Genomic DNA, 19,631 nt, shown 5'->3' with positions numbered 1-19,631 from the left:
GCCGTTCCCGTGGTGGACGGCCCCGTGACGACGTGGATCAGTCGCCGATCTTGAGGTTGCGGAACGTCTGGACGGGGTCCGGCGCGCTCCGGGCGGTCAGGGCGTTCGCCGACTGGTAGGGCGCGGTGGCCATGTAGAGCTGGAACGACGCCGCGTTGTTGCCCGACGCGGACGGCAGCCCGGCCTTCCAGTCGATCACCGGGCCGAAGATGCCGCAGCCGCTGGTCTTCGGCACCGCGAAGGTGGTGTCCTCGGTCGGCATCTGCAGGATGGGCGGGTTGTTGAACGGGTCGGTGTAGTCGCCCTCCGTCACGACCGTGATCTTGTTGAAGTCGATGCCGAGGTTGAGCTTCAGCGGGTCCTTGTTCGATCCGATGAAGCAGCCGTTGCCGATCGCGTCGTTGATCAGCTTGATCTTCAGGTTGATCCCGGTCGTCGGGAGGTTGAAGTCGAACCCGCCCGCGTACTTCGCCTGGACCTGCACCTTGTTGTAGGGCAGGCCGTCCCAGCCGGCGATCGGGAAGCCGAGCAGCCCGAGGACGCCGCCGGGGACCGTCATCGGCTTGCCGGTCATCTTCACGCTGGTGTACTCGGCCGGGTCGGACCACGATGACTGGACCGCCTGGATGACGGTCCGCATCGGCTGGGTGATCTCCTGGGTGAGACCGCCGAGTTTCATCGAGCCGCCGGTCACGACCAGCTGCAGGCAGGTCGCGAGGGCCGGGTCCTGCCCGGCGGGCAGCGGCGGGCACTGCTCGGCGAAGTCGAACTTCGGCACGTCCGGCGGCAGGTCCTGCGGGGCCGCGAGCGGGGCGGTGCCGGGGGCCTGCGGCGCGGCGGCCTGGGCGGGGGCCGCGGCCAGTCCGAGCGCGAGGCCGACGGGCGCCGCCGCGAGGGCGGCGCGGGAGAGGAGTTTCACAGGCATGGAGCCTTTCTCGGGGGATGCTGCGGGGACGGCTCGTTGGAGCGGTCCACGCAAGGAACCACGATTCAAAAACAAGATCGTGTCTAATAGCAAGATCGCTAACTCGGCCACATGCGGCCAGGTTCCGGAGCCTCCACCCGGGGGTGGAGAGCGGGTCTACAGCCGTGCGCCGATCCGCGCGGGAGCCGCGGGCACCTAGCGTCAGGGCATGCACACGCAGGACCGCGTTCCTCCAGCCCCCCTGCCGCCGGCGCTCCGCGCGGACCTGCCCGCCCGGCTCGCACGGGCTACCGTCGGACCGTGAACGGCAAGGTGGTGGCACCGGAGCGGCTCATCCGGCTGCTCATCGTCGGCATGCTCGCGATGTGGGGCCTGATCGCGTACGTCCGGGGGCTGCTGCACGGGGACCCCGCTCCGGCCCTGCACGGCGACGGCCTGGCCCTCGTCGTCCTCAACGCGGTGATGTTCGCTCTCCTCGGGGCCGGGCTTGTGCTGGACCGCTGGGACGGCTCGCGCCTGCGGAGGCCGGGGCTCGCCCTCCTGCTGCTGTCCGTGGCGGCGGCGATGGCGCTGTACGCGATCGCGCCGCACGCCGGCGGCGGGTTCTTCTTCTGCATGGCCGGCCTGTGGGTGCTGCTCCTGCGGCTGCCGCTGCCGGTGGGCATCGCGGTGAGCGCGCTGACGGTCGCCACGATCGCCGCGCTGGGGGAGGCGTTCCGGCCGGGCGGGGCCGACCTCGGCCTGATGTCGGCGTTCGCCGGCCTCACGCTGGGCGCCGTCGCCAGCCGCCAGGGCGCCGCCGCGCAGGAGGCCAGCCGGCGGGCCGAGGCGGCCAACGCCGTCCTCGCCGAACGGTCGCGCATCGCCCGCGAGATCCACGACATCCTCGCGCACTCGCTGTCGGCGCAGATCGTCCACCTGGAGGGAGCGAGGCTGCTCCTCTCGCGGGACGGTGACCGTGTCCAGGCACTGGACCGCGTAGAGCGCGCGCGGAACCTCGCCCGCTCTGGCCTGGAGGAGACAAGGCGTGCCCTTGCCACCCTCCGTGGAGAGATACCGGAGCCCAAAGAGGTGCTGGCCGAACTCGCTGAGGAGTTCTACGCGAGCACGGGCCGTCCTTGCGACGTACAAGTGACTGGTGTGCCGCGCGAACTCTCGCCCCAAGCCGGCCTGGCGGTCGTCCGCACCGCGCAGGAGGCGCTTACTAACGTCCGCAAACACGCCCCCGGCGCGCGCGCACAGGTCACCTTGCGCTACCTGCCCGACAAGGTGGAACTCGAAGTGACCGACAGCGGCGGCACCGAATCGGTCATCGAGCTGGGCGGCGGCGGATACGGCCTCGTCGGCATGCGGGAGCGCGCCGAACTGATCGATGGGACCCTGGACACCGGTCCGGACGGCACGGGGTTCCGTGTGTCCCTCCAGGTTCCGGCGTGACGGGAGACGCGGTGAGCACGAGAATCCTGATCGTCGACGACCAGACCGTGGTGCGCGAGGGCCTCGTCCTGCTCCTCGAACTGCTCCCGGGCATCACCGTCGCCGGCGCCTGCGGCGACGGTGAGCAGGCGGTCGCGCTGGTCGACGAGCTGCGGCCCGACGTCGTCCTGATGGACCTGCGGATGCCGCGCATGGACGGCGTCGAGGCGACCCGCCGCATCAAGCAGGCCCATCCCGAGGTCGGGATCGTCGTCCTCACCACCTACGCCGACGACGACTCGATCTTCGCCGCGCTGCGCGCCGGGGCCCGCGGCTACCTCACCAAGGACGCCGGCGCCGACGAGATCGCCCGCGCCGTCGACGCCGTCCGCGACGGCGCGTCCCAGCTCGATCCGGCCGTCCAGCGCCGCCTGGTCGAGGCCGTCGCCGCGGGCGAGCGCCCCCGCCGCGCCGGGCTGCCCGACGGCCTGACCCGCCGCGAGGCCGAGGTCCTGACCCTGATCGCCCAGGGCCGCTCCAACGCCGAGATCGCGGGCGACCTGTTCATCTCCGAGGCCACCGTGAAGACCCACATCAACAACCTGTTCGCCAAGGCGAACCTCCGCGACCGCGCCCAGGCCGTCACCTACGCCTACCGCAACGGCCTGACCGGCTGATCCTCGGTCATCGTCCGGCAAGGCATCGGTCAAACCCGGCACCGGCGTGTCGCCGCGGCCCCACGATGAGGACCGTGCTGAGAACCTGCATGATCGCGGACTACCTGCGCCCTTACGCGCAATGGCGTATCGACCGGCCCGGCCCTCGCAACGCCCGCGCCGCGATCGGCCTCATCGACGCGGCCGCCTACGTGGCGCACCTGGACGAGAGCTCCCGCGTCATCGTCCGGATGGCAATCGCCGGCTGCTTCGCCCTGGGCCGCTTCAACCCGGGCGTCGAGGGCGAGGAGATCATCCGCGGCTGGCACTACGACGACGACACCGGCGGCCCGGCCGACCTGCTGGAGGCCCTCGCCGCCTCCGCCGAACGCGGCCTGCAGCCCCGCCCCGCCGAGGCGGAAAGCACCCCGGCGTAACTCGATCAGATGTGATTCCGCCGCTGTCATTCGCCGGTGTAATTACATCGGCGCCCCGGGGAGACCAAGCGAACGCTTGGTAAGCTCCGCCCCATGCCGTCCCAGGAACACATGAAGCAGGCGCTCCAGACCTACGTGGACGCCTTCAACGCCGCCGACGTCGCGACCGTGACCGGCCTCTACGCCGACGACGCCGTCATCGAGGACCCGGTCGGCCACCCCGAGATCACCGGCCGCGCCGCCATCGAGGAGTTCTACACGAACGCAGTCGCCAGCGGCGCCAAGCTCACGCTGGACGCCCCCATCCGCGGCTCCCACGGCGACCGCGCCGCGATGGCCTTCACCATCGACGTCCCCGGCATGCGCGTGCGCGCCATCGACGTCATGACCTTCAACGCGGACGGTAAGATCGCCCGCATGGACGCCCACTGGGGTCCCGACGACATCGAGACCTGACCTCGCCCGCGCCCGCACGGCGCCCGTGATCTGACCGACCCGGTCCCCGGAACGGTGATCACGGGTGTTACTCTCCATACCAAACCTTTTGGTATGGAGGTGGGGCATGGTGGACTCCGGAGCCTGGCTGGACGAGGGGCTCGTCCTGCTCGCCGAGCAGGGCGCCCCGGCGGTGACCCTCCAGCAGATGTGCGAGCGCATGAACCTGTCGAAGGGCGCCTTCTACCACCACTTCGGCTCGATGCCGAAGTTCCGGGCGCGGCTCCTCGCCCACTACGAGGAGCGCTACACCACCGCGCTCATCGATGTGGTGGAGGAGACCGCCGGTCCGTCCGCGCGGGAGAGGCTGGAGCGCCTCGCGCGGGAGGCGATCAGCGACGCCGGCCCGGACCTGGAGATCGCCGTGCGGGCCTGGGCGAAGCAGGACCCGCAGGCGGCGGCGACGCAGCGGCGCGTGGACGCGACCCGCCTCGCGTACCTGCGCGGCCTCTGCCGCGATGCCGGCCACGCCTCTCCCGACCGGATGGCCGAACTGCTCTACGTGGTCCTGATCGGCGGCGCGCATCTGATGCCGCCCCTTCCCGCCGCCGAGAAGCACGCCATCTACGACCTGCTGTTCCCGCTCCTGGACGCCGCGAAGTGAACCGGACGAGAGAAGAGGCCGTCATGACGCGAGAGCCACGCCCCGCCGCCCTCAGCCGCTGGACACCGCGGCTGATCCTCGCGATCGCCGTCCTCCACGTGCTGGTGGGGCTCGGCTCCGACCGCTCCCACTGGCGCGGCATCGTCTCGGAGGGCCTGTGGAACACCGTCGCCGGCGACGACGCCCGGTTGACGGCCTCCTGGTTCCTGCTCTGCGGCGTGGCGCTCTTCGGCCTGGGGCTGCTCGTCAGGCGATCCGTGATCGCCACGGGCACGGTGCCCGCCGAGGCCGGATGGCTACTGCTCGTCCTCGGCGCGCTGGTCTCGGTGCTGGAACCCGCCTCGGGCGGCTGGGCCCTGCTGGTCATCGGCGCCCTCTCCCTGGCCGCCACCCGTCGGACCGCGTCACGGGCGGGCTCAGCGGGACCGGCCCCGGAAACGGAGACCACCACCCCGCTCGGCCGCTCGTAGGTTTCGCTGGTGCCGACGCACCGCGTTCCAGGGCGGCGGACGTCCTCACAAGGCGCGCAGGCCCCGGTCGGCGAAGGCGATCAGCCATGCGAAGCTCTCGTCGATGTCGGTGCTCCATTGGAAACCGTTGGCCGCTTCCAAGGTGGCGAAACCGTGGCAGAGGCTGCGGAGCATGCGCAGGGCGTGGTTCGTGTCCGCCTCCTTGATCTCGTAGCCGTGCAGGACCGCCGAGAACGCGCTGAGCAGCCGCTGCCCCGCGGCGGCCAGCGGATCGTCCGATCCGAACGGTTCGACGCCTATCGTCGCGGCGTACCGGCCGGGGTGCGCCACGACGAAGCCGCGGAATGCGCGCGCCGCGGCCTCCAGGGCGTCGCGGCCCGCGTACCCCTGGACCGCGCCGCCGACGGCCTCGGCCGCCTCGCCCAGCGCCAGGGCCGCGATGCGGCGGTTGAGGTCTTCCTGGCCCTTCACATGCTTGTACAGGGACGGGGTGCGCACGCCCAGCCGCTCGGCCAGCATGCCCATCGTCACGTTGGCGAGGCCGACCTCGTCGGCGAGGGCGGCGCCGGCCGCGACGACGGCCGCCGGGTCCAGACCGGCCCTAGGCACGGGCGGCGTCCGAGCGGAGGAAGTCGAGCACGAGCGAGACGACCTGCTCGGGGAACTGGTCGTGCGGGTAGTGCCCGGCGCCGTCGATCATCTCCAGGCGGCCGAGGCCGGACGGCAGGTCCGCGACGACGGCGGTGCCCTCGGCGCGCGGGTCGGCCCAGTCGGGGTCGAGCGTGCCCATCACGACCAGGACCGGGCAGCGGACGTTGCCGAGTTGCGCGCCGGCGTCGGTCGGGGCGCTGCGGCCCATGGCCTGCATGGCCTTCATCCGGCCCGGCTCGCGCAGCAGGGACTCGATCCGGCCGAGCCGCTCGGGCCAGTCGGCCGGCCGCTGGCCGGGGTAGGCCACGTCGAGGTAGGAGCGCCAGAGCGGCAGGCTGCCGAACATGGCCGTGCCGAGCAGCCGCATCATGCCGCGCCGGTAGCGCTTCACCTTCAGCATGCCGCCGAGGCTGGGCGACTGCTTGCGGGTGAACGGCGCCAGCTCGACGACGGCGGTGACCAGCGAGGGCTCCAGGGCCGCGGCGATGGTGGCGGCGCCGCCGGAGACCGAGTGTCCGACGATGACGGCGGGGCCGCCCAGGTGGCGGATCAGCGCGAGCAGGTCGCCGGCGATGGCGGTGCGGCTCCACTCCGGCCAGTCGACGCTGGACTCGCCGCAGCCGCGCAGGTCGACCGCGGCGACCCGGTGGCCGGCCTCGACCAGCGACGGGATCACGGCGCGGAAGGCGTCGCGGCTGTCGCCCATCCCGTGCGCGAGGACGATCAGCGGACCGTCCCCTGTCACCTCGTAAGCGATCGTCCCGCCGTCGATGGTCAGGTACTCGGTCATGGCGCCCTCCGTTGGCTAATTGCGTTAGCTAAAAGCTAATGCAGTTAGCTAACGCTGTCAAGCACGAGACCAACGGCAGTCGGTTGTCGCCATGGCAGGGTGGGGGAGTGGCCAAGGACCCGGTGCTCTACCTGATCGCCTGCGGCGGGCGCCCCGCCGCGGAACTCCCGCCCTTCGTCGAGGAACTCCGAGGAGACGGGTGGACGGTCTGCGTGGTCTCCACACCGTCCGGCATGAAGTTCGTGGACGCCGACCGGCTGGCGGAGCTGACGGGCTTTCCCGTCCGCTCGCAGTACAAGCAGCCCGACGAGCCCGACGTGCTGCCGCCCGCCGACGCGTTCGCCGTGGTGCCGGCGACGTTCAACACCGTCAACAAGTGGGCGCACGGGATCAGCGACACGCTGGCACTCGGCCTGCTCAATGAGGGTGTCGGCTCGGGGCGTCCCATCATCGCGGCGCCGTGGCCCAACGAGGCGCTCGCCCGCCATCCCATCTTCGTCCGCAGCGTTGCCGAACTGCGCGACTGGGGCGTCACCGTCCTGCTGGACGCGGCCCGCCTGCCGACCCCCGATTCAGGCGACGACCTCAGGGGCGCCTTCCCGTGGTCCGAAATCCGGCAGAGCCTCGCCGAGCTCCGCTCCCGCCTGGGCTGAGGGCTCCGGGTTGGTCAGAACGGCTTCGGGGTGACCTCGGCGTCTGCGGCGTAGGCCGCGTCGCGGCGGGCCTCGAACGCGGCGAGCCGCTCACGGAGCGCGGACGTCACGGTCTCGTAGGCGTCGGAGTTGAGCAGCAGCCGCAGCGGCGGGTCGTCGGAGAGCACGGCCTCGATCGTCGCGTGCGCGACGCCGGACTGGCTGGCGGGCATGTCCTCCACCGGCGGCGGCGGGGTGTCCGCCGGGCCGCCCTGGTACGGGCCGCTGAGGGGGACGCGCTCGGCGGCGTCGTAGAAACTCGTCCGGACCATGCCGGGCTCGACCAGGATCGTCTTGATGCCGAAGGGCTCGACTTCCCGCGCCAGGGATTCGAAGTAGCCTTCGATGCCCCATTTCGTCGCGTGGTAGATGCCGAACTTCGGAAACGCGATGTGCCCGCCCATGCTGGACATCTGCACGAGCACCCCGCCGCCCTGCTCGCGCAGGTGCGGGACGACGCGCCGCGCGAGGTGGATGGACGCCGTCAGGTTCGTGGCGATCGACCGCTCCACCTGGTCGTCGCTCAGGTCCTCGGCGACCCCGAGGACGCCGAAGCCGGCGTTCGAGACGACCACGTCGATGCGCCCGAGATCGGCGAACGCCTTGCCGACCACGGTGTCGAGCTGCGCGGTGTCGGTGACGTCGAGGCGGTGCCGCCACAGCCGGTCGCCGTACCGGGAGGCCAGGTCGTCCAGCTGCTCGGGGCGACGCAGCGTCGCGGCGACGCGGTCTCCGCGGGCGAGTATCCGCTCCGCGAGTTCGCGGCCGATGCCGCGCGAAGCGCCGGTGATAAACCAGGTCTTCGAAGCCTGTGAGGTCATTTCGCCAGCTTCCAACGTGGAGCATGCTCCAGGTCAAGCCATCGGGCCGACGGCAGAACGGTGCCGTCCGAAAAGGAGATGAACGCCGAAAACGCCCGGCCGTAGGGTTGCCACGGTCTGACCGCTGACGGAGGGACTGTCGTGGCCATGGCGAAGAAGGGGTCCCGGCGCATCACGGTTGACGGGACCGAATACCGCTGGAAGGTACGCGGGCGTCCGACGTACTGCCAGGGGTCGGCGTGGTCGCCCCTGGTCTTCGCGGTCGAGCATGGCGAGCGGCCGGGAGCCCGGCTGGTGGTGTCGCTGCCGTGCGCGCACCCGAGCAACTGGATGCTGGCCCCGGCGGGCGTCGTGCTTCCGCGGACGGTGGCATCGGCCATCAGATCGGCAGTACAGGCCGGGTGGACCCCAGCCCTCCCGGGACCCGTCCGGCATATGGAGCTGGACGACTCAGAGATCGTCCCCTGCGCTAACTGAGGATTCCCCGCCCTGACCGCCCCTCGTGCGATCGAGGATCAACCCCGCGACCGTCTCCCAATCGGCGCGGTCGAGCCCGTGGCCGGCGCCCTTGAGCGGCACGAAGTCGGCGCCTGGAATCTCCTCGGCCAGGGCCACGCCGTGCTCCAACGGGAACAACGGATCCGCTGTGCCGTGAATGACGAGAGTGGGCGCCGCTATCAATGACAGCGGTCCCCAGTGGCGATCGTCCTCGGGGATCGCGTTGTGGTTCTGGACCGCCCTGATGTCGAGGGCCCGCTCCACGTCACGGCGGACCAGGTCCCGCACAGCGGCCGCGTCCGGCGGACGCTCAGTGCCCGCGAGCATGACCTGATAGCCGACGAGGTAGTCGATCAGCGAGCCGGTGTCGGACCAGTCGACCTGCGCGGTCGAGACGAAGCGTCCGAACTCCTCGGTCGGGGGCGGCAGCTCGCGGCCGCCCGGCACCGCGCGGGTGGTGCTGATGAGCACCAGTGAGAGGACGCGCTGTGGATGGTCGAGCGCGAGCAACTGCCCGAACGCGCCACCCGCAGACACCCCCACGATGTGCGCGGCGGGGATGCCGTAGGCGTCGAGCACACGGGCGGCATCGTCGACGAGATCGGAGCCCGTATACCCGGGGCGGCCCACGTCGTAGGTGGTGGAACGCCCGGTGTCCCGGTGGTCGTAGCGGATGACGAAGCGTCCGCCGTCCGCGAGCCGCCGACAGAAACCCTCGTCCCACCAGAGCATCGACGCGCCGATCCCCATGATGAGCAGGATGGGCGCATCTCCAGGATCGCCAAAGGACTCCGTGCAGATATCGACACCGTCCACCGCGACCATCTGCTCCGCCATCTGCAACGACTCCTGAACTAGGGAGAGGACGTACCCGGCACGCTAACGGCACCCACTGACACTCTCAGAGACCCACGGCCCACCCGAGGGCTCGGTCGACCGACCGGCGAGTGAGGCCCGTCGAGGGATCGATGGTGACGAGCAAGGTGGGCTCACCACGCCCGGAGGCCCACGCGCGGGCCTCCGGAGTGTGGAGATCATCGATCCAGACAGCGGGCCGGTGCCGGGCCAGCCGGTCAACGAGCGGAACCTTCTCGCCGGGGTGAAACGGGATGGACGGCATGGCGAGAACGGGAAGCGGCGTGATGCCGAGCAAGGGCGCCAAGAGCCGGTTGGCGTCGTGGTTCCAGGCCGTCGCCCACGTGACGTCGTAAACGCGAACGAGTTCGCTGATCCAGATGCCGTGCTCCGGGTTCACCAGGACGGGTTCGTTGTCCTCGACGAACAGATCGTGTTCGGTGTAACCGGGCGGGCGACGGCTGTAGCCGTAGGGGTTGAGAACCCCGTCGACGTCGAGGAGGAGCAGTGGACGCGTCACGCTGAAAATGATGCCCGCGATCCGGATAAGGTGCTCTTCTCGCTGACCTGGAGGCTGACATGGGAACCTGGGATGCCAGCCCGTTCGGCAATGACACTGCCGCCGATTTCGCAGGGGACCTGGACGAGTTGCCCTTGGAAGAGCGCCCGTCAGCGATCCGAGAAGCCCTGAAGGCCGTGACCGGCGAGGCCGTTAGTGTGGACAGTTCTGAAGGCGTGCTGGCGGTCGCCGCTGCCGCGCTGGTCGCGGCGCAGTGCCCCGGTGGCCAGCCAGTTGATGCGATCTACGGTCCGGAGGAGCGGATTCCGGAACTGCCCGCCAACCTGCGCGCTCTGGCGCTGAAGGCTCTAGATCGGGTGATCGGCCCCCACTCGGAGCTGGAACGACTCTGGGATGAGAGCGGCGGCGCGGAGGAATGGCGAGCGGAGATCGCCCGACTCCGCCTAGCGCTTTCCAGCCACCCGAGCTAATCCCACAGCCACCACAGACCGCCCACCTACCCCTCCACGTCAGGGAAGGTCGTGGGCGCCTGTCTTGATGGCCTTGAGCAGGGCCGTCCAAGCGTCGGGAGCGAAGGTGAGGGCGGGCCCGGCCGGGTTCTTGGAGTCATGGACCGCGAGCCCGTCGCTGAGCTGCGCGACCTCTACGCAGTCGGCGCCCTGGGCCGTGGAGACGGTGGAACGAGGATCTCGATGCGCGAGTGTAGCCGGGAAGGTGAAAAGGAACGGCACGAACTCGGCTGCCGAACCGATGTCCTGGATTCATCGTCCTACGTCGGGAGGTAGCGATGGGACTTCTGGATCAGACGCCGGCCCTGGTAGGCGTGGTCATCGGGGCGCTCGGCTCGTTCCTGACCACGAGCCTGAACGAGCGCAGCCGCTGGCGGCGTATGCGGGCCGAACGGTGGGACGAGAAGAGGTTCGAGACTTATGCGAGCTACGCCAACGCTTTGAAGACCCAGATACGGCTCGGGCAGCGGCTCGCGGCGCATCGCGGGCTGGAATTCACGGTCGATCCACTGGAACCCGAGGAGGGGATGGGCCTTCTCGCACAAGCCGAATCCCGGCGCCAGGCCGAGTGGGAGGCCGTGCTCCTCGTCGGCGACGCGGAGACCGTGGCCGCCGCGCGGGCATGGCATGAGGCCGTTTGGAACGTCGAGCTGTGGGCTCGGGGGATTCGGGACGACCAGGAAGGCTGGACGGCCGCCCTCCAGCTCATGGGGGAATGTCGTGATCGCTTCTATGCCTGCGCGCGGCGGGATCTCGGCATGGCCGGGCCGCCTCCACCGTCCGCCCAGTGGCCCCGCACATGGCGTCAGGACGAACTCGGTCAATGATCGGGTACCCGGCGACGTGGCCGCGAGCCGAGCCAAAAGAGGCCCCGGGGTTGTCCCGGGGCCTCTTTAGGTCATTCTTCGGGGGGTGCCTCTTCGGCTGCTGGGGCCGGGCCTATGGGGCCGCTGATGGAGACGATGGGGGTGTCCAGCCTTTCGCCGGAGCCGTCTCGGCGGCCCATCGTGACGTTCAGCATCGCCGGCTTGCCGTTGGCCGCGGCGGCTCGCAGGGGGGTCGGGGCCGCCCACGCCTGGAGCAGGACGTCCTCGCCCTTCAGGAAGCGGTGGGCTCGGACGCCGCCCGTCGCGCGGCCCTTGGACGGGAAGTCGGCGAAGTCGGCCAGTTTGATCGCGCCCGTCTGGGTGCCGGGGAGGGCCGACGAGGAGCCTGAGACCGTGATGACGCGGGCCTCGCGGGACGGGTCCAGGGCGCCGAACCAGAGGACGCTCGCTCCGGTGCCCAGCTTGATGCCCGCCATTCCGCCGGCCGCGCGACCCTGCGGACGGACGAGGGACGCGGCGAAGTGCAGCAGTTGGGCGTCGGTCGTGATGAAGACCAGGTGCTGCTCTTCGGAGAGGAGCTGGACGGCGCCGACCACGCGGTCGCCGTCCTTCAGGCCGATGACCTCGAACTCGTCGCGGTTCGCCGGGAACTCCGGGACCACTCGCTTGACCACGCCGTGCGCCGTGCCCAGCGCCAGGCCGCCGCCCTCTTCGGAGACCGAGGCGATGCCCACGACCGTTTCGTCCGGTTCCAGGTCGACGTACTCGGCCACCGGTGCTCCGCCTGCCAGGGACGGGGGTGTCGCGGAGGGGGGCAGGGTCGGGAGGTCCAGGACGTCGATGCGGATCATCCGGCCGAGGGACGTCACCGCGCCGACCTGGCCGCGGGCCGTCGCCGGCACCACCGAGGTCAGCACGTCGTGCTGGGCGCGGGGGCCGCTGTCGGGAAGGGGCGACGCGTCGTGCGTGCGGGCCAGGAGGCCCGTGGACGACAGCAGCACGGTGCACGGGTCGTCCGCCACCTCGAGGGGGACGGCCGCGGCGGCGGTGTGGCCCGAGGATTCGAGGAGGACCGTGCGGCGGGGCGTGGAGAACTCCTTGGCGACGTCGCCGAGCTCCCTGGAGACCACGCCGCGGAGCTTCCGCTCGGATTCGAGGATCGCGGTCAGCTTCGCGATCTCCTTGGCGAGCTGCTCCTTCTCCTTCTCCAGCTCGAGCCGGTCGTAGCGGGTGAGGCGGCGGAGCGGGGTGTCCAGGATGTACTGCGCCTGGATCTCCGACAGCTCGAAGATCTGCATGAGGCGCTGCTTGGCCTGGGCGGCGTCGTCGCTCTGCCGGATGACCTGGATGACCTCGTCGATGTTCAGCAGCGCCACGAGCAGGCCGTCCACCAGGTGGAGGCGGTCCTCGCGCTTCTTGCGGCGGAACATCGAGCGCCGCCGGACGACCTCGATGCGGTGGTCGACGTAGACCTGCAGCATGTCGCGGAGGCCGAGGGTGCGGGGCTGGCCGTCGACCAGGGCGACGTTGTTGATGCCGAACGTCTCCTCCATCGGCGTGAGCCGGTAGAGGTCGGCGAGGACGGCCTCCGGGTTGAAGCCGTTCTTGATCTCGATGACCAGGCGGAGGCCGACATTGCGGTCGGTGAGGTCCTTCAGGTCCGAGATGCCCTGGATCTTCTTGGCGTTGACCAGTTCCTTGATCTTGGCCTTGACGCGCTCGGGCCCGACGGCGTACGGGAGTTCGCTGACGACGATGCCCTTGCGGCGGGCGGTGACGTTCTCGATGGAGACGGTGGCGCGGGTGCGGAACGTCCCCCGGCCGCGCTCGTAGGCGTCGCGGATGCCGTCCAGGCCGACGATCCGGCCGCCGGTGGGCAGGTCGGGGCCGGGGACGAAGCGCATCAGGTCTTCGAGGGAGGCGTCCGGGTGGTCGATCAGGTGCCGGGCCGCCGAGATGACCTCGCCGAGGTTGTGCGGCGCCATGTTCGTGGCCATGCCGACCGCGATGCCGGACGCGCCGTTCACCAGCAGGTTCGGGAACGCGGCCGGGAGCACCTCCGGCTCCTGCTCCTGCCCGTCGTAGTTGGGGCGGAAGTCGACCGTGTCCTCGTCGATCGACGCGACCATCAGCATGGCCTCGCGGGACATGCGGGCCTCGGTGTACCGCATGGCGGCGGGCATGTCGTCGCCGCCGAGCGAACCGAAGTTGCCGTGGCCGTCCACGAGCGGCATCCGCATCGCCCACGGCTGCGCCATCCGCACCATCGCGTCGTAGATCGCGCTGTCGCCGTGCGGGTGCAGCTTGCCCATCACCTCCCCGACGACGCGGGCGCACTTGACGTGGCCGCGGTCGGGGCGGAGGCCCATCTCGTTCATCGAGTACAGGATCCGGCGCTGGACGGGCTTCATGCCGTCGCGTGCGTCGGGGAGCGCCCGCTGGTAGATGACCGAGTAGGCGTACTCGAGGAAACTGCCGCGCATCTCGTCGGAGACATCGACGTCGACGATGTTCTCTTCAAAGTCGGGCGGAGGTGGAGGGGCTTGGGATCCGCGTCGTGCCATGCCCCACATTGTGGCCGGTCCCGGGGACATCTTTCGCCCGCCCCACCGGGTGCGCCGTCCAACTCGGGGGATCTATGCCGTTCCGTCACCTTGCCGAACCTGGCATCTTGAGGACCGACGGTACCGATATCCCCAGGTGGAGGTTCTTTTGAGCGGGCTGGCCGACTTCCAGAACTCGATCTATCTGCAGGGGCTCGGTGACGTCCTTCCGACGCTGCCGACCGATCTGACGAAGCTGGAGGGCCTCGCGGAGCGCGCGCTGTCGGCGCAGGCGTTCGGCTACGTGGCGGGGTCGGCGGGCAGCGAGGCGACGGCGCGCGCCAACCGGGCGGCCTTCGACCGGTGGCGGATCGTGCCGCGCATGCTGCGGGACGTCGCCGAGCGGGACCTGTCGGTGGAGGTGCTGGGGACCTCGATGCCGTCGCCGGTGCTGCTCGCGCCCATCGGCGTCCAGTCCATCTTCCATCCGGACGGCGAGCTGGCCGTCGCGCGGGCGGCGGCGGCCGAGAAGGTGCCGATGGTGCTGAGCACGGCGTCCTCGTACTCCATCGAGGACGTGGCCGAGGCCAACGGTGACGGGCCCCGCTGGTACCAGCTGTACTGGCCCAAGGACAGGGAGCTTGCGGTCAGCTTCCTGGAGCGGGCCAAGGCCGCCGGTTACACGGCCCTCGTCGTCACCCTCGACACGTTCACGCTGGCATGGCGCCCGCGCGACCTCGACCAGGCGTACCTGCCGTTCCTGCGCGGGATCGGTGTCGCGAACTACTTCAGTGACCCGGTCTTCCAGAAGGCCGTGGGCGGGCCCGTCACGAAGGAGAACCGCGACATGGCGATCCTGCACTGGGTCGCCAACTTCGGGAACCCCAGCCTGACGTGGGACGACCTCATCTTCCTGCGCGACCACTGGGACGGGCCCATCGCGCTCAAGGGCATCCAGCATCCCGACGACGCCCGCCAGGCCGTGGACGCCGGCATGGACGCCGTCATCGTCTCCAACCATGGCGGACGCCAAGTCGACGGGGCCATCGCCTCACTGGACGCACTGCCGGGCGTGGTCGAGGCCGTCCACGACCAGGCGACCGTGTTGTTCGACAGCGGAATCCGGACGGGCGCCGACATCGCCAAGGCGCTGGCGCTCGGCGCCAAGGCCGTTCTTGTCGCGCGCCCGTACGCCTATGGGCTGGGCCTGGCCGGTCAGGCGGGGGTACAGCACGTACTGCGCTGCCTCCAGGCCGAACTGGAGCTGACCATGACTCTCTCGGGGATCAGCTCTCTGGACGGGCTCACCAAGGACATCCTCGTGCGCGCGTAGGACCGCGCAAGGCGGGTGGGACGCTCTCTCCGGGTAAGGGACGGGCATGCGCTGGCCCGATCACGCCATCTGGTGGCATGCCTACCCGCTCGGTTTCGTCGGAGCCGAGCGGGACGCCCTCCCCGCCGGGACGCCCCCGCCGCCCAGGCTCGCGAGGTTCGGCGGCTGGCTCGACCACCTCGTCGAACTCGGCTGCAACGGGCTCGCGCTCGGTCCCGTGTTCGCGTCCGAGACCCATGGCTACGACACCGTCGACCACTACCGGGTCGACCCCAGGCTCGGCGGTGAGGACGACCTGCGACGGCTCATCGACGACGCCTCCCAGCGGGGCGTCAGGGTCCTGTTCGACGGCGTCTTCAACCATGTCGGGCGTGGTTTCGAGCCCTTCGCCGACGTCTCGGCGAAGGGTGACGCGTCCCGGTACCGGAAGTGGTTCCACCCGGATCTCCGCACGTTCGAAGGGCACGACAGGCTCGTCACGCTGAACCACGACGAACCCGAGGTCGCCGACTACGTCACCGACGTCATGACCCACTGGCTGGAGCGCGGCATAGACGGCTGGCGTCTCGACGCCGCCTACGCGGTTCCGCCGGAGTTCTGGCGGACGGTCACAGACCGCGTCCGCGCGCGCTTCCCGGACGCCTGGTTCGTCGGCGAGGTCATCCACGGCGACTACACCCGGCTGGTGGAGGCCACCGGATTCGACTCCGTCACCCAGTACGAACTCTGGAAGGCCATCTGGAGTTCGCTCAACGACGGCAACTTCTTCGAACTGGCCCACGCACTCGACCGGCACAACACGATGCTCGGTACGTTCGCCCCGCAGACCTTCCTCGGCAACCACGACGTGACCCGCATCGCCAGCCGCCTGAACCGGGAAGAGCACCGGGAGCACGCGCTCGTGATCCTGCTGACGGTCGGTGGTGTCCCGTCCATCTACGCGGGTGACGAGTTCGGCTTCGAGGGCGTGAAGGAGGAACGTCCGGGCGGGGACGACGCCATACGGCCGACCTTCCCGGAACGCCCTGACGAGGCTCCCGGCCACGGCGCCTCTTACCAGCGCCTACACCAGCAGCTGATCGGGCTAAGGCGACGTCACCCGTGGCTGGTCCGCGCCGAAACCACGGTCGCCACCTTGACCAACACGGTTCTCTCCTACACAGTGGGGCGCGGCGCAGAGCGGCTCGGGGTCGTCCTCAACCTGGGCGATGAGCCCGCCGAGGTCGAACTGCCCACCGCGGACTGGACGTGCGTGGCCGGTGAAGCGAGCTTCACCGCCGATGGCGCCACCGTCCCGCCGACCGGATGGGCGATCGCCGAACCCTGACATTTGTCATGGGTCACCCCTGCGAACCTCATGATCGTTTCCTGACGTCCGTGACTGCACGCCCGCGCCCGCGGCGGCCAGCATGGAAGCCATGAAGGCACCTGTGATCGAGGTACGCGACCTGGACTTGAACGAGGCCGTGCGAAACGTCTCGTTCACCGTGGCCGAGGGCGAGGTCTACGCGCTGCTGGGCCGCTACGGCTCAGGCAAGACCACCCTTCTGGAGATGCTCGCCGGCCTGCGCCGTCCCACAAGCGGTACCGTCCGCCTCTACGGTGCCGACCCCTACACCGACCGCGACTCCGCGCGCGCCGGGGCCGTGTGGCGCGACGGCGGCCTGTTCCCGGGGCTGACCGTCGCCGAGGTCATCGACACCTGGCGGCGCTGGACGCTCGACCCGCTCACCCGCGACGAGGCCCTGCGCCTGGCCCGCCTCACCCACGTCGCCGACGCCCCCTTCGAGCGGCTGGCCCCCGGGCGGCGGCGCATGCTCGACATCGCGCTGGCCCTGGTGGGACGGTCCGACGTGCTGTTCCTCGACGAGCCGACCGCCGGGCTCGACGCCGCCGCGGCCCGCGAGGTGTGGTCCGTCCTGCTCATGCTGGCCGCGGACGGGGTCAGCGCGGTGGTCGCGACCCGCGACCCGGACGAGGCGTGCCGCGCCGACCGGGTCGGGATCCTGGACGACGGACGCCTCGTCACCGGCCGCGAGGCCGCCCGGCTCCAGCACCCGCCGGCCGACCGCGCCGCCTGACCGGCCGCCGCCGCCCCCGCGCCCCCGACGAGCCCGCGCCCCCGACGAGCCCCATGCCGGCCGCATACGCTGGGCGCGTGCAGCCCGCCCTCCCGCGTCCCACCGTCATCGCCGCGATCATCGTGGGGATGACGGTGATGACGCTGGCCGGGTTCCTGGCGCCCGCGCTCTGGTACGAGGTCACCGAGCGGCGGGAGGTCGGCCGCCTGCTGCTCGCCCTCACCGGCACCGGCGCCGCGTTCGTCCTGTACGCCCGACTGCTGTGGCAGAACCTGATGCGCCGCACCGCGCCCGCCCACCGGGCCGGGCTGGCCGCGATCGCGCTGATCTGCTGGGCGATGCCGCTGCTGCTCGGCATCGACCGGGGCTGGGGCAACGCGCTGCTCGTCCCGGCCGGGCTGATCGCGATCGTCCTGCCCGTCCGGGAGGCGATCGGCGCGACCGCGGCGGCGACCGTCTTCACCCCCGTCTACGGCGTGCTGCTCGGGCTGCCCGCCCTGGCCGTCCTGTACGAGGTCGCCGCGGTGCCGCTCGGCGCCTTCTCCGGATACGTCACGGTCTGGCTGTTCCACGTCGTCCAGGAACTGCGGGAGGCGCGCGCCGAGCTGGCCCGGTCCGCGGTGGGGGAGGAGCGGCTCCGCTTCGCCCGTGACCTGCACGACGTCCTCGGGCACAGCCTCCAGGCGGTCGCGCTGCGCGCCGAGGTAGCCGAGCGGTTCGTGGAGCGCGACGACGCGCGCGTCCGCAAGGAGCTGACCGAGATCCAGACCATGGCGCGGGACGCCGTCCGCGACGTGCGCGAGGTCGTCCGCGGCTACCGGGCCACGTCCCTGCGCACCGAACTGGACGGCATGTCCGCCGTGCTGCGCGCCGCCGGGATCCGCTGCGAACGCCCCGAAGTGTCCCCGGCGCTGCCGCCGCACGTCCACGAGCCGCTCGGCTGGGTCGCCCGCGAGGCCACCACCAACGTCCTGCGGCACTCCAGTGCCACCTGGTGCGAGATCAGCGTCCGGGCGGGCCGCGACCGCGTCGAGGTGGAGATCGTCAACGACGGCGCCGGGCGCCGCAGCGGCGACGCGGGCAGCGGCCTGGCCGGGCTCGCCGAGCGGATCGGCGCGGCCGGCGGCGAGTTCGCCGCGGGCCCCGCCGGGGACGGGACGTTCCGGGTCGCGGCCGCCGTCCCCACCGCGCCGGAGGGAGAGGCATGATCCGCGTGCTGCTCGCCGACGACCACCTCCTGATCAGGGAGGCGCTCGTCTTGCTGCTGGAGACCGAGGACGGCATCGAGGTCGCCGCCGACGTCGGCCGCGGCGACGAGGCCGTCGACCGGGCCCTCGCCCTGAAGCCCGACGTCGCCGTCCTCGACATCGACATGCCCGGCCTGGACGGGCTCGCCGCCGCCGAGCGGCTGTCCCGCGACCTGCCGTCCTGCCGGCTGGTGATCGTGACCGCGCACGGCCGGCCCGGCAACCTGCGCCGCGCCATGGCCGCCGGAGTCCGCGGCTTCCTCGGCAAGGACGCGCCCGGCCGGCGGCTCGCCGAGGTCATCCGGCAGGTCGCCGCAGGCGCCCGCTACATCGACCCGCAGCTCGCCGCCGACGCCCTCGCCGCCGAGGAGTGCCCGCTCACCCCGCGCGAACTCGACGCCCTCCGCGCCGCCGCCGGCGGCGCCCCCGTGTCCCGCATCGCCCGCGACCTCGGCCTGTCGGAGGGGACGGTCCGCAACTACCTGTCCGCCGCCGTCACCAAACTCGGCGTCGGCAACCGCCACGCCGCCGCCCGCGCCGCGCAGGACCGCGGCTGGCTGTAGCCCTCAGCGGCGGGCGACCACCAGGGAGCCGCGTTTCGTCACCGGCAGGGGCGTGTCCAGGTGGGTGGCGGCCTCGGCGGCCTGGGGACGGGGTACGCGGCGCGCGATCAGGTAGTCGCGGATCGCGGCGCGGTCGGGGAGCGTGATCAGCGGGGCGTCCCAGCGCTCCACCTCGACCTCGCCGAAGACCTCGCAGACCCGGTCCGGGGCGTCCTCGGCGTCGAACGGGGTGGGTTCGGGACGCCAGACGGGCGACAGTTCGGGGCTGTCGTTCCGGCAGATCGCGGAGACGAGCAGCATCGCGCCGGGGGCGAGGACGCGGCGGGCCTCGCGCAGGGCGAGCCCTGGATCGTCCAGGTGGTAGAGCAGGTTCACGGCCACGGCGGCGTCGAACGTCCCGTCCCGGAACGGCAGCCGCAGCGCGTCGCCGCGCACCCGCGGCCCGGGGTGGGCGCGCAGCAGTTCGGCGGAGGCGTCCAGCCCCACGAGCCGGAGCGGAGCCGGACGGGGGAGGGCGGCGCTGAGGGCGCCCTCCCCGCAGCCGATGTCCAGGACGAGGGACGCGCCGGCGTTGACCAGCTTCATGGCGATGTGGTCGTGCAGGCTCCGCGCCCCGATCAGGTACTTCCCGGTGACCCTGCCGGCGAGACGGAAGCGCTCCGGGTCGGAGTCATAGTCGGGTGTGAGGGCCATGCATG

The 19,631-nt window shown here is 71.2% G+C and carries 23 protein-coding genes; 14 read left to right on the top strand and 9 right to left on the bottom strand.

The genetic code is table 11. The annotated features are described in order from the left end of the window. Positions 1-37: 37 nt before the first annotated feature. On the bottom strand, positions 38-925 hold the full coding sequence (locus tag AB0K34_RS18905) for a hypothetical protein (protein ID WP_138636734.1): 888 nt from the start codon (positions 923-925) through the stop codon (positions 38-40). 300 nt (positions 926-1,225) lie between these two features. Between AB0K34_RS18905 and AB0K34_RS18900 the strand changes: the two genes are divergently transcribed. The 6 genes from AB0K34_RS18900 (at position 1,226) to AB0K34_RS18875 (ending at position 5,003) form a co-directional block, all read left to right on the top strand. Continuing rightward, positions 1,226-2,362: a histidine kinase gene (locus AB0K34_RS18900; protein WP_205719248.1), complete on the top strand. Its 1,137-nt coding sequence runs from the start codon at positions 1,226-1,228 to the stop codon at positions 2,360-2,362. 11 nt (positions 2,363-2,373) lie between these two features. Beyond that, positions 2,374-3,018 carry a response regulator transcription factor gene (locus tag AB0K34_RS18895; RefSeq protein ID WP_205719247.1) on the top strand — a complete coding sequence of 215 codons (645 nt, stop codon included), beginning with the start codon at positions 2,374-2,376 and terminating at the stop codon, positions 3,016-3,018. Between the two features lie 74 nt (positions 3,019-3,092). Continuing rightward, positions 3,093-3,434, top strand: a complete 342-nt coding sequence (locus AB0K34_RS18890; RefSeq protein WP_364549982.1) for a hypothetical protein — start codon at positions 3,093-3,095, stop codon at positions 3,432-3,434. A gap of 93 nt (positions 3,435-3,527) precedes the next feature. After that, complete coding sequence (locus tag AB0K34_RS18885) at positions 3,528-3,890, top strand: nuclear transport factor 2 family protein (RefSeq protein WP_138636731.1); 363 nt, start codon at positions 3,528-3,530, stop codon at positions 3,888-3,890. 106 nt (positions 3,891-3,996) lie between these two features. Further along, on the top strand, positions 3,997-4,533 hold the full coding sequence (locus AB0K34_RS18880) for a TetR/AcrR family transcriptional regulator (RefSeq protein ID WP_364549980.1): 537 nt from the start codon (positions 3,997-3,999) through the stop codon (positions 4,531-4,533). A gap of 23 nt (positions 4,534-4,556) precedes the next feature. Continuing rightward, positions 4,557-5,003: a DUF6463 family protein gene (locus AB0K34_RS18875; RefSeq protein ID WP_364549978.1), complete on the top strand. Its 447-nt coding sequence runs from the start codon at positions 4,557-4,559 to the stop codon at positions 5,001-5,003. A gap of 45 nt (positions 5,004-5,048) precedes the next feature. On the opposite strand, the gene AB0K34_RS18870 is transcribed toward AB0K34_RS18875, so the two are convergent. Both AB0K34_RS18870 and AB0K34_RS18865 read right to left on the bottom strand, forming a co-directional pair. Then, positions 5,049-5,612 (bottom strand): WHG domain-containing protein, encoded by a 564-nt coding sequence (locus AB0K34_RS18870; RefSeq protein WP_364549976.1) that lies wholly within the window; start codon positions 5,610-5,612, stop codon positions 5,049-5,051. Then, a complete protein-coding gene (locus AB0K34_RS18865; protein WP_364549974.1) occupies positions 5,605-6,444 on the bottom strand; it encodes an alpha/beta hydrolase in 840 nt (279 codons plus the stop codon). Before AB0K34_RS18865 ends, AB0K34_RS18870 begins: the two co-directional genes overlap by 8 nt. A 107-nt stretch (positions 6,445-6,551) precedes the next feature. On the opposite strand from AB0K34_RS18865, the gene AB0K34_RS18860 reads away from it, so the two are divergent. After that, the gene (locus AB0K34_RS18860; protein ID WP_364549972.1) at positions 6,552-7,097 is read left to right on the top strand and encodes a flavoprotein; all 546 of its coding nucleotides are present in this window, start codon (positions 6,552-6,554) and stop codon (positions 7,095-7,097) included. A 14-nt stretch (positions 7,098-7,111) separates the two neighbouring features. On the opposite strand, the gene AB0K34_RS18855 is transcribed toward AB0K34_RS18860, so the two are convergent. The 3 genes from AB0K34_RS18855 to AB0K34_RS18845 form a co-directional block, all read right to left on the bottom strand. Beyond that, positions 7,112-7,957, bottom strand: a complete 846-nt coding sequence (locus AB0K34_RS18855) for an SDR family oxidoreductase (protein ID WP_364549971.1) — start codon at positions 7,955-7,957, stop codon at positions 7,112-7,114. Positions 7,958-8,407: 450 nt separating this feature from the next. Next, complete coding sequence (locus AB0K34_RS18850; RefSeq protein WP_364549969.1) at positions 8,408-9,292, bottom strand: alpha/beta fold hydrolase; 885 nt, start codon at positions 9,290-9,292, stop codon at positions 8,408-8,410. A 64-nt stretch (positions 9,293-9,356) separates the two neighbouring features. Continuing rightward, positions 9,357-9,830, bottom strand: coding sequence for an HAD domain-containing protein (locus tag AB0K34_RS18845; protein ID WP_364549967.1), 474 nt, complete (start codon positions 9,828-9,830; stop codon positions 9,357-9,359). A 59-nt stretch (positions 9,831-9,889) separates the two neighbouring features. Here AB0K34_RS18845 and AB0K34_RS18840 point away from each other — a divergent pair, with 59 nt between their 5' ends. Next, complete coding sequence (locus AB0K34_RS18840) at positions 9,890-10,300, top strand: DUF4259 domain-containing protein (RefSeq protein WP_364549965.1); 411 nt, start codon at positions 9,890-9,892, stop codon at positions 10,298-10,300. A gap of 39 nt (positions 10,301-10,339) precedes the next feature. On the opposite strand, the gene AB0K34_RS18835 is transcribed toward AB0K34_RS18840, so the two are convergent. Further along, the gene (locus AB0K34_RS18835) at positions 10,340-10,561 is read right to left on the bottom strand and encodes a DUF397 domain-containing protein (protein WP_364549963.1); all 222 of its coding nucleotides are present in this window, start codon (positions 10,559-10,561) and stop codon (positions 10,340-10,342) included. A gap of 56 nt (positions 10,562-10,617) precedes the next feature. On the opposite strand from AB0K34_RS18835, the gene AB0K34_RS18830 reads away from it, so the two are divergent. After that, positions 10,618-11,166: a hypothetical protein gene (locus tag AB0K34_RS18830; protein ID WP_364549961.1), complete on the top strand. Its 549-nt coding sequence runs from the start codon at positions 10,618-10,620 to the stop codon at positions 11,164-11,166. 71 nt (positions 11,167-11,237) lie between these two features. Here AB0K34_RS18830 and AB0K34_RS18825 read toward each other — a convergent pair whose 3' ends face one another. Continuing rightward, positions 11,238-13,730, bottom strand: coding sequence for a DNA topoisomerase IV subunit A (locus AB0K34_RS18825; protein ID WP_364549959.1), 2,493 nt, complete (start codon positions 13,728-13,730; stop codon positions 11,238-11,240). Between the two features lie 148 nt (positions 13,731-13,878). Here AB0K34_RS18825 and AB0K34_RS18820 point away from each other — a divergent pair, with 148 nt between their 5' ends. From AB0K34_RS18820 to AB0K34_RS18800, 5 genes are all read left to right on the top strand, one after another. Next, positions 13,879-15,042 carry a lactate 2-monooxygenase gene (locus AB0K34_RS18820; RefSeq protein ID WP_205719719.1) on the top strand — a complete coding sequence of 388 codons (1,164 nt, stop codon included), beginning with the start codon at positions 13,879-13,881 and terminating at the stop codon, positions 15,040-15,042. A 46-nt stretch (positions 15,043-15,088) separates the two neighbouring features. Beyond that, complete coding sequence (locus AB0K34_RS18815) at positions 15,089-16,369, top strand: alpha-amylase family glycosyl hydrolase (protein ID WP_364549957.1); 1,281 nt, start codon at positions 15,089-15,091, stop codon at positions 16,367-16,369. A gap of 91 nt (positions 16,370-16,460) precedes the next feature. Next, the gene (locus AB0K34_RS18810) at positions 16,461-17,123 is read left to right on the top strand and encodes an ABC transporter ATP-binding protein (protein WP_364549955.1); all 663 of its coding nucleotides are present in this window, start codon (positions 16,461-16,463) and stop codon (positions 17,121-17,123) included. 77 nt (positions 17,124-17,200) lie between these two features. Continuing rightward, positions 17,201-18,331 carry a histidine kinase gene (locus tag AB0K34_RS18805; protein WP_364549953.1) on the top strand — a complete coding sequence of 377 codons (1,131 nt, stop codon included), beginning with the start codon at positions 17,201-17,203 and terminating at the stop codon, positions 18,329-18,331. Next, on the top strand, positions 18,328-18,933 hold the full coding sequence (locus AB0K34_RS18800) for a response regulator transcription factor (protein WP_138641906.1): 606 nt from the start codon (positions 18,328-18,330) through the stop codon (positions 18,931-18,933). Before AB0K34_RS18805 ends, AB0K34_RS18800 begins: the two co-directional genes overlap by 4 nt. Positions 18,934-18,936: 3 nt before the next feature. On the opposite strand, the gene AB0K34_RS18795 is transcribed toward AB0K34_RS18800, so the two are convergent. After that, the gene (locus AB0K34_RS18795; protein ID WP_364549951.1) at positions 18,937-19,626 is read right to left on the bottom strand and encodes a class I SAM-dependent methyltransferase; all 690 of its coding nucleotides are present in this window, start codon (positions 19,624-19,626) and stop codon (positions 18,937-18,939) included. Positions 19,627-19,631 lie beyond the last annotated feature (5 nt).

This window comes from Actinomadura sp. NPDC049382, assembly GCF_040677125.1.
Classification (GTDB): domain Bacteria; phylum Actinomycetota; class Actinomycetes; order Streptosporangiales; family Streptosporangiaceae; genus Spirillospora; species Spirillospora geliboluensis.
The sequence above is the reverse complement of the archived record's forward strand: the minus strand, read 5'-3'. Positions and strand labels throughout refer to the sequence as shown.

Excerpts from the sequence above, each read along its gene's own strand:
- AB0K34_RS18850 (WP_364549969.1), bottom strand. The coding sequence starts at position 9,292 with ATGGCGGAGCAGATGGTCGCGGTGGACGGTGTCGATATCTGCACGGAG.
- AB0K34_RS18865 (WP_364549974.1), bottom strand. The coding sequence starts at position 6,444 with ATGACCGAGTACCTGACCATCGACGGCGGGACGATCGCTTACGAGGTG.
- AB0K34_RS18825 (WP_364549959.1), bottom strand. The coding sequence starts at position 13,730 with ATGGCACGACGCGGATCCCAAGCCCCTCCACCTCCGCCCGACTTTGAA.
- AB0K34_RS18905 (WP_138636734.1), bottom strand. The coding sequence starts at position 925 with ATGCCTGTGAAACTCCTCTCCCGCGCCGCCCTCGCGGCGGCGCCCGTC.
- AB0K34_RS18795 (WP_364549951.1), bottom strand. The coding sequence starts at position 19,626 with ATGGCCCTCACACCCGACTATGACTCCGACCCGGAGCGCTTCCGTCTC.
- AB0K34_RS18815 (WP_364549957.1), top strand. The coding sequence starts at position 15,089 with ATGCGCTGGCCCGATCACGCCATCTGGTGGCATGCCTACCCGCTCGGT.
- AB0K34_RS18840 (WP_364549965.1), top strand. The coding sequence starts at position 9,890 with ATGGGAACCTGGGATGCCAGCCCGTTCGGCAATGACACTGCCGCCGAT.
- AB0K34_RS18875 (WP_364549978.1), top strand. The coding sequence starts at position 4,557 with ATGACGCGAGAGCCACGCCCCGCCGCCCTCAGCCGCTGGACACCGCGG.
- AB0K34_RS18800 (WP_138641906.1), top strand. The coding sequence starts at position 18,328 with ATGATCCGCGTGCTGCTCGCCGACGACCACCTCCTGATCAGGGAGGCG.
- AB0K34_RS18810 (WP_364549955.1), top strand. The coding sequence starts at position 16,461 with ATGAAGGCACCTGTGATCGAGGTACGCGACCTGGACTTGAACGAGGCC.
- AB0K34_RS18880 (WP_364549980.1), top strand. The coding sequence starts at position 3,997 with ATGGTGGACTCCGGAGCCTGGCTGGACGAGGGGCTCGTCCTGCTCGCC.
- AB0K34_RS18885 (WP_138636731.1), top strand. The coding sequence starts at position 3,528 with ATGCCGTCCCAGGAACACATGAAGCAGGCGCTCCAGACCTACGTGGAC.
- AB0K34_RS18830 (WP_364549961.1), top strand. The coding sequence starts at position 10,618 with ATGGGACTTCTGGATCAGACGCCGGCCCTGGTAGGCGTGGTCATCGGG.
- AB0K34_RS18855 (WP_364549971.1), bottom strand. The coding sequence starts at position 7,957 with ATGACCTCACAGGCTTCGAAGACCTGGTTTATCACCGGCGCTTCGCGC.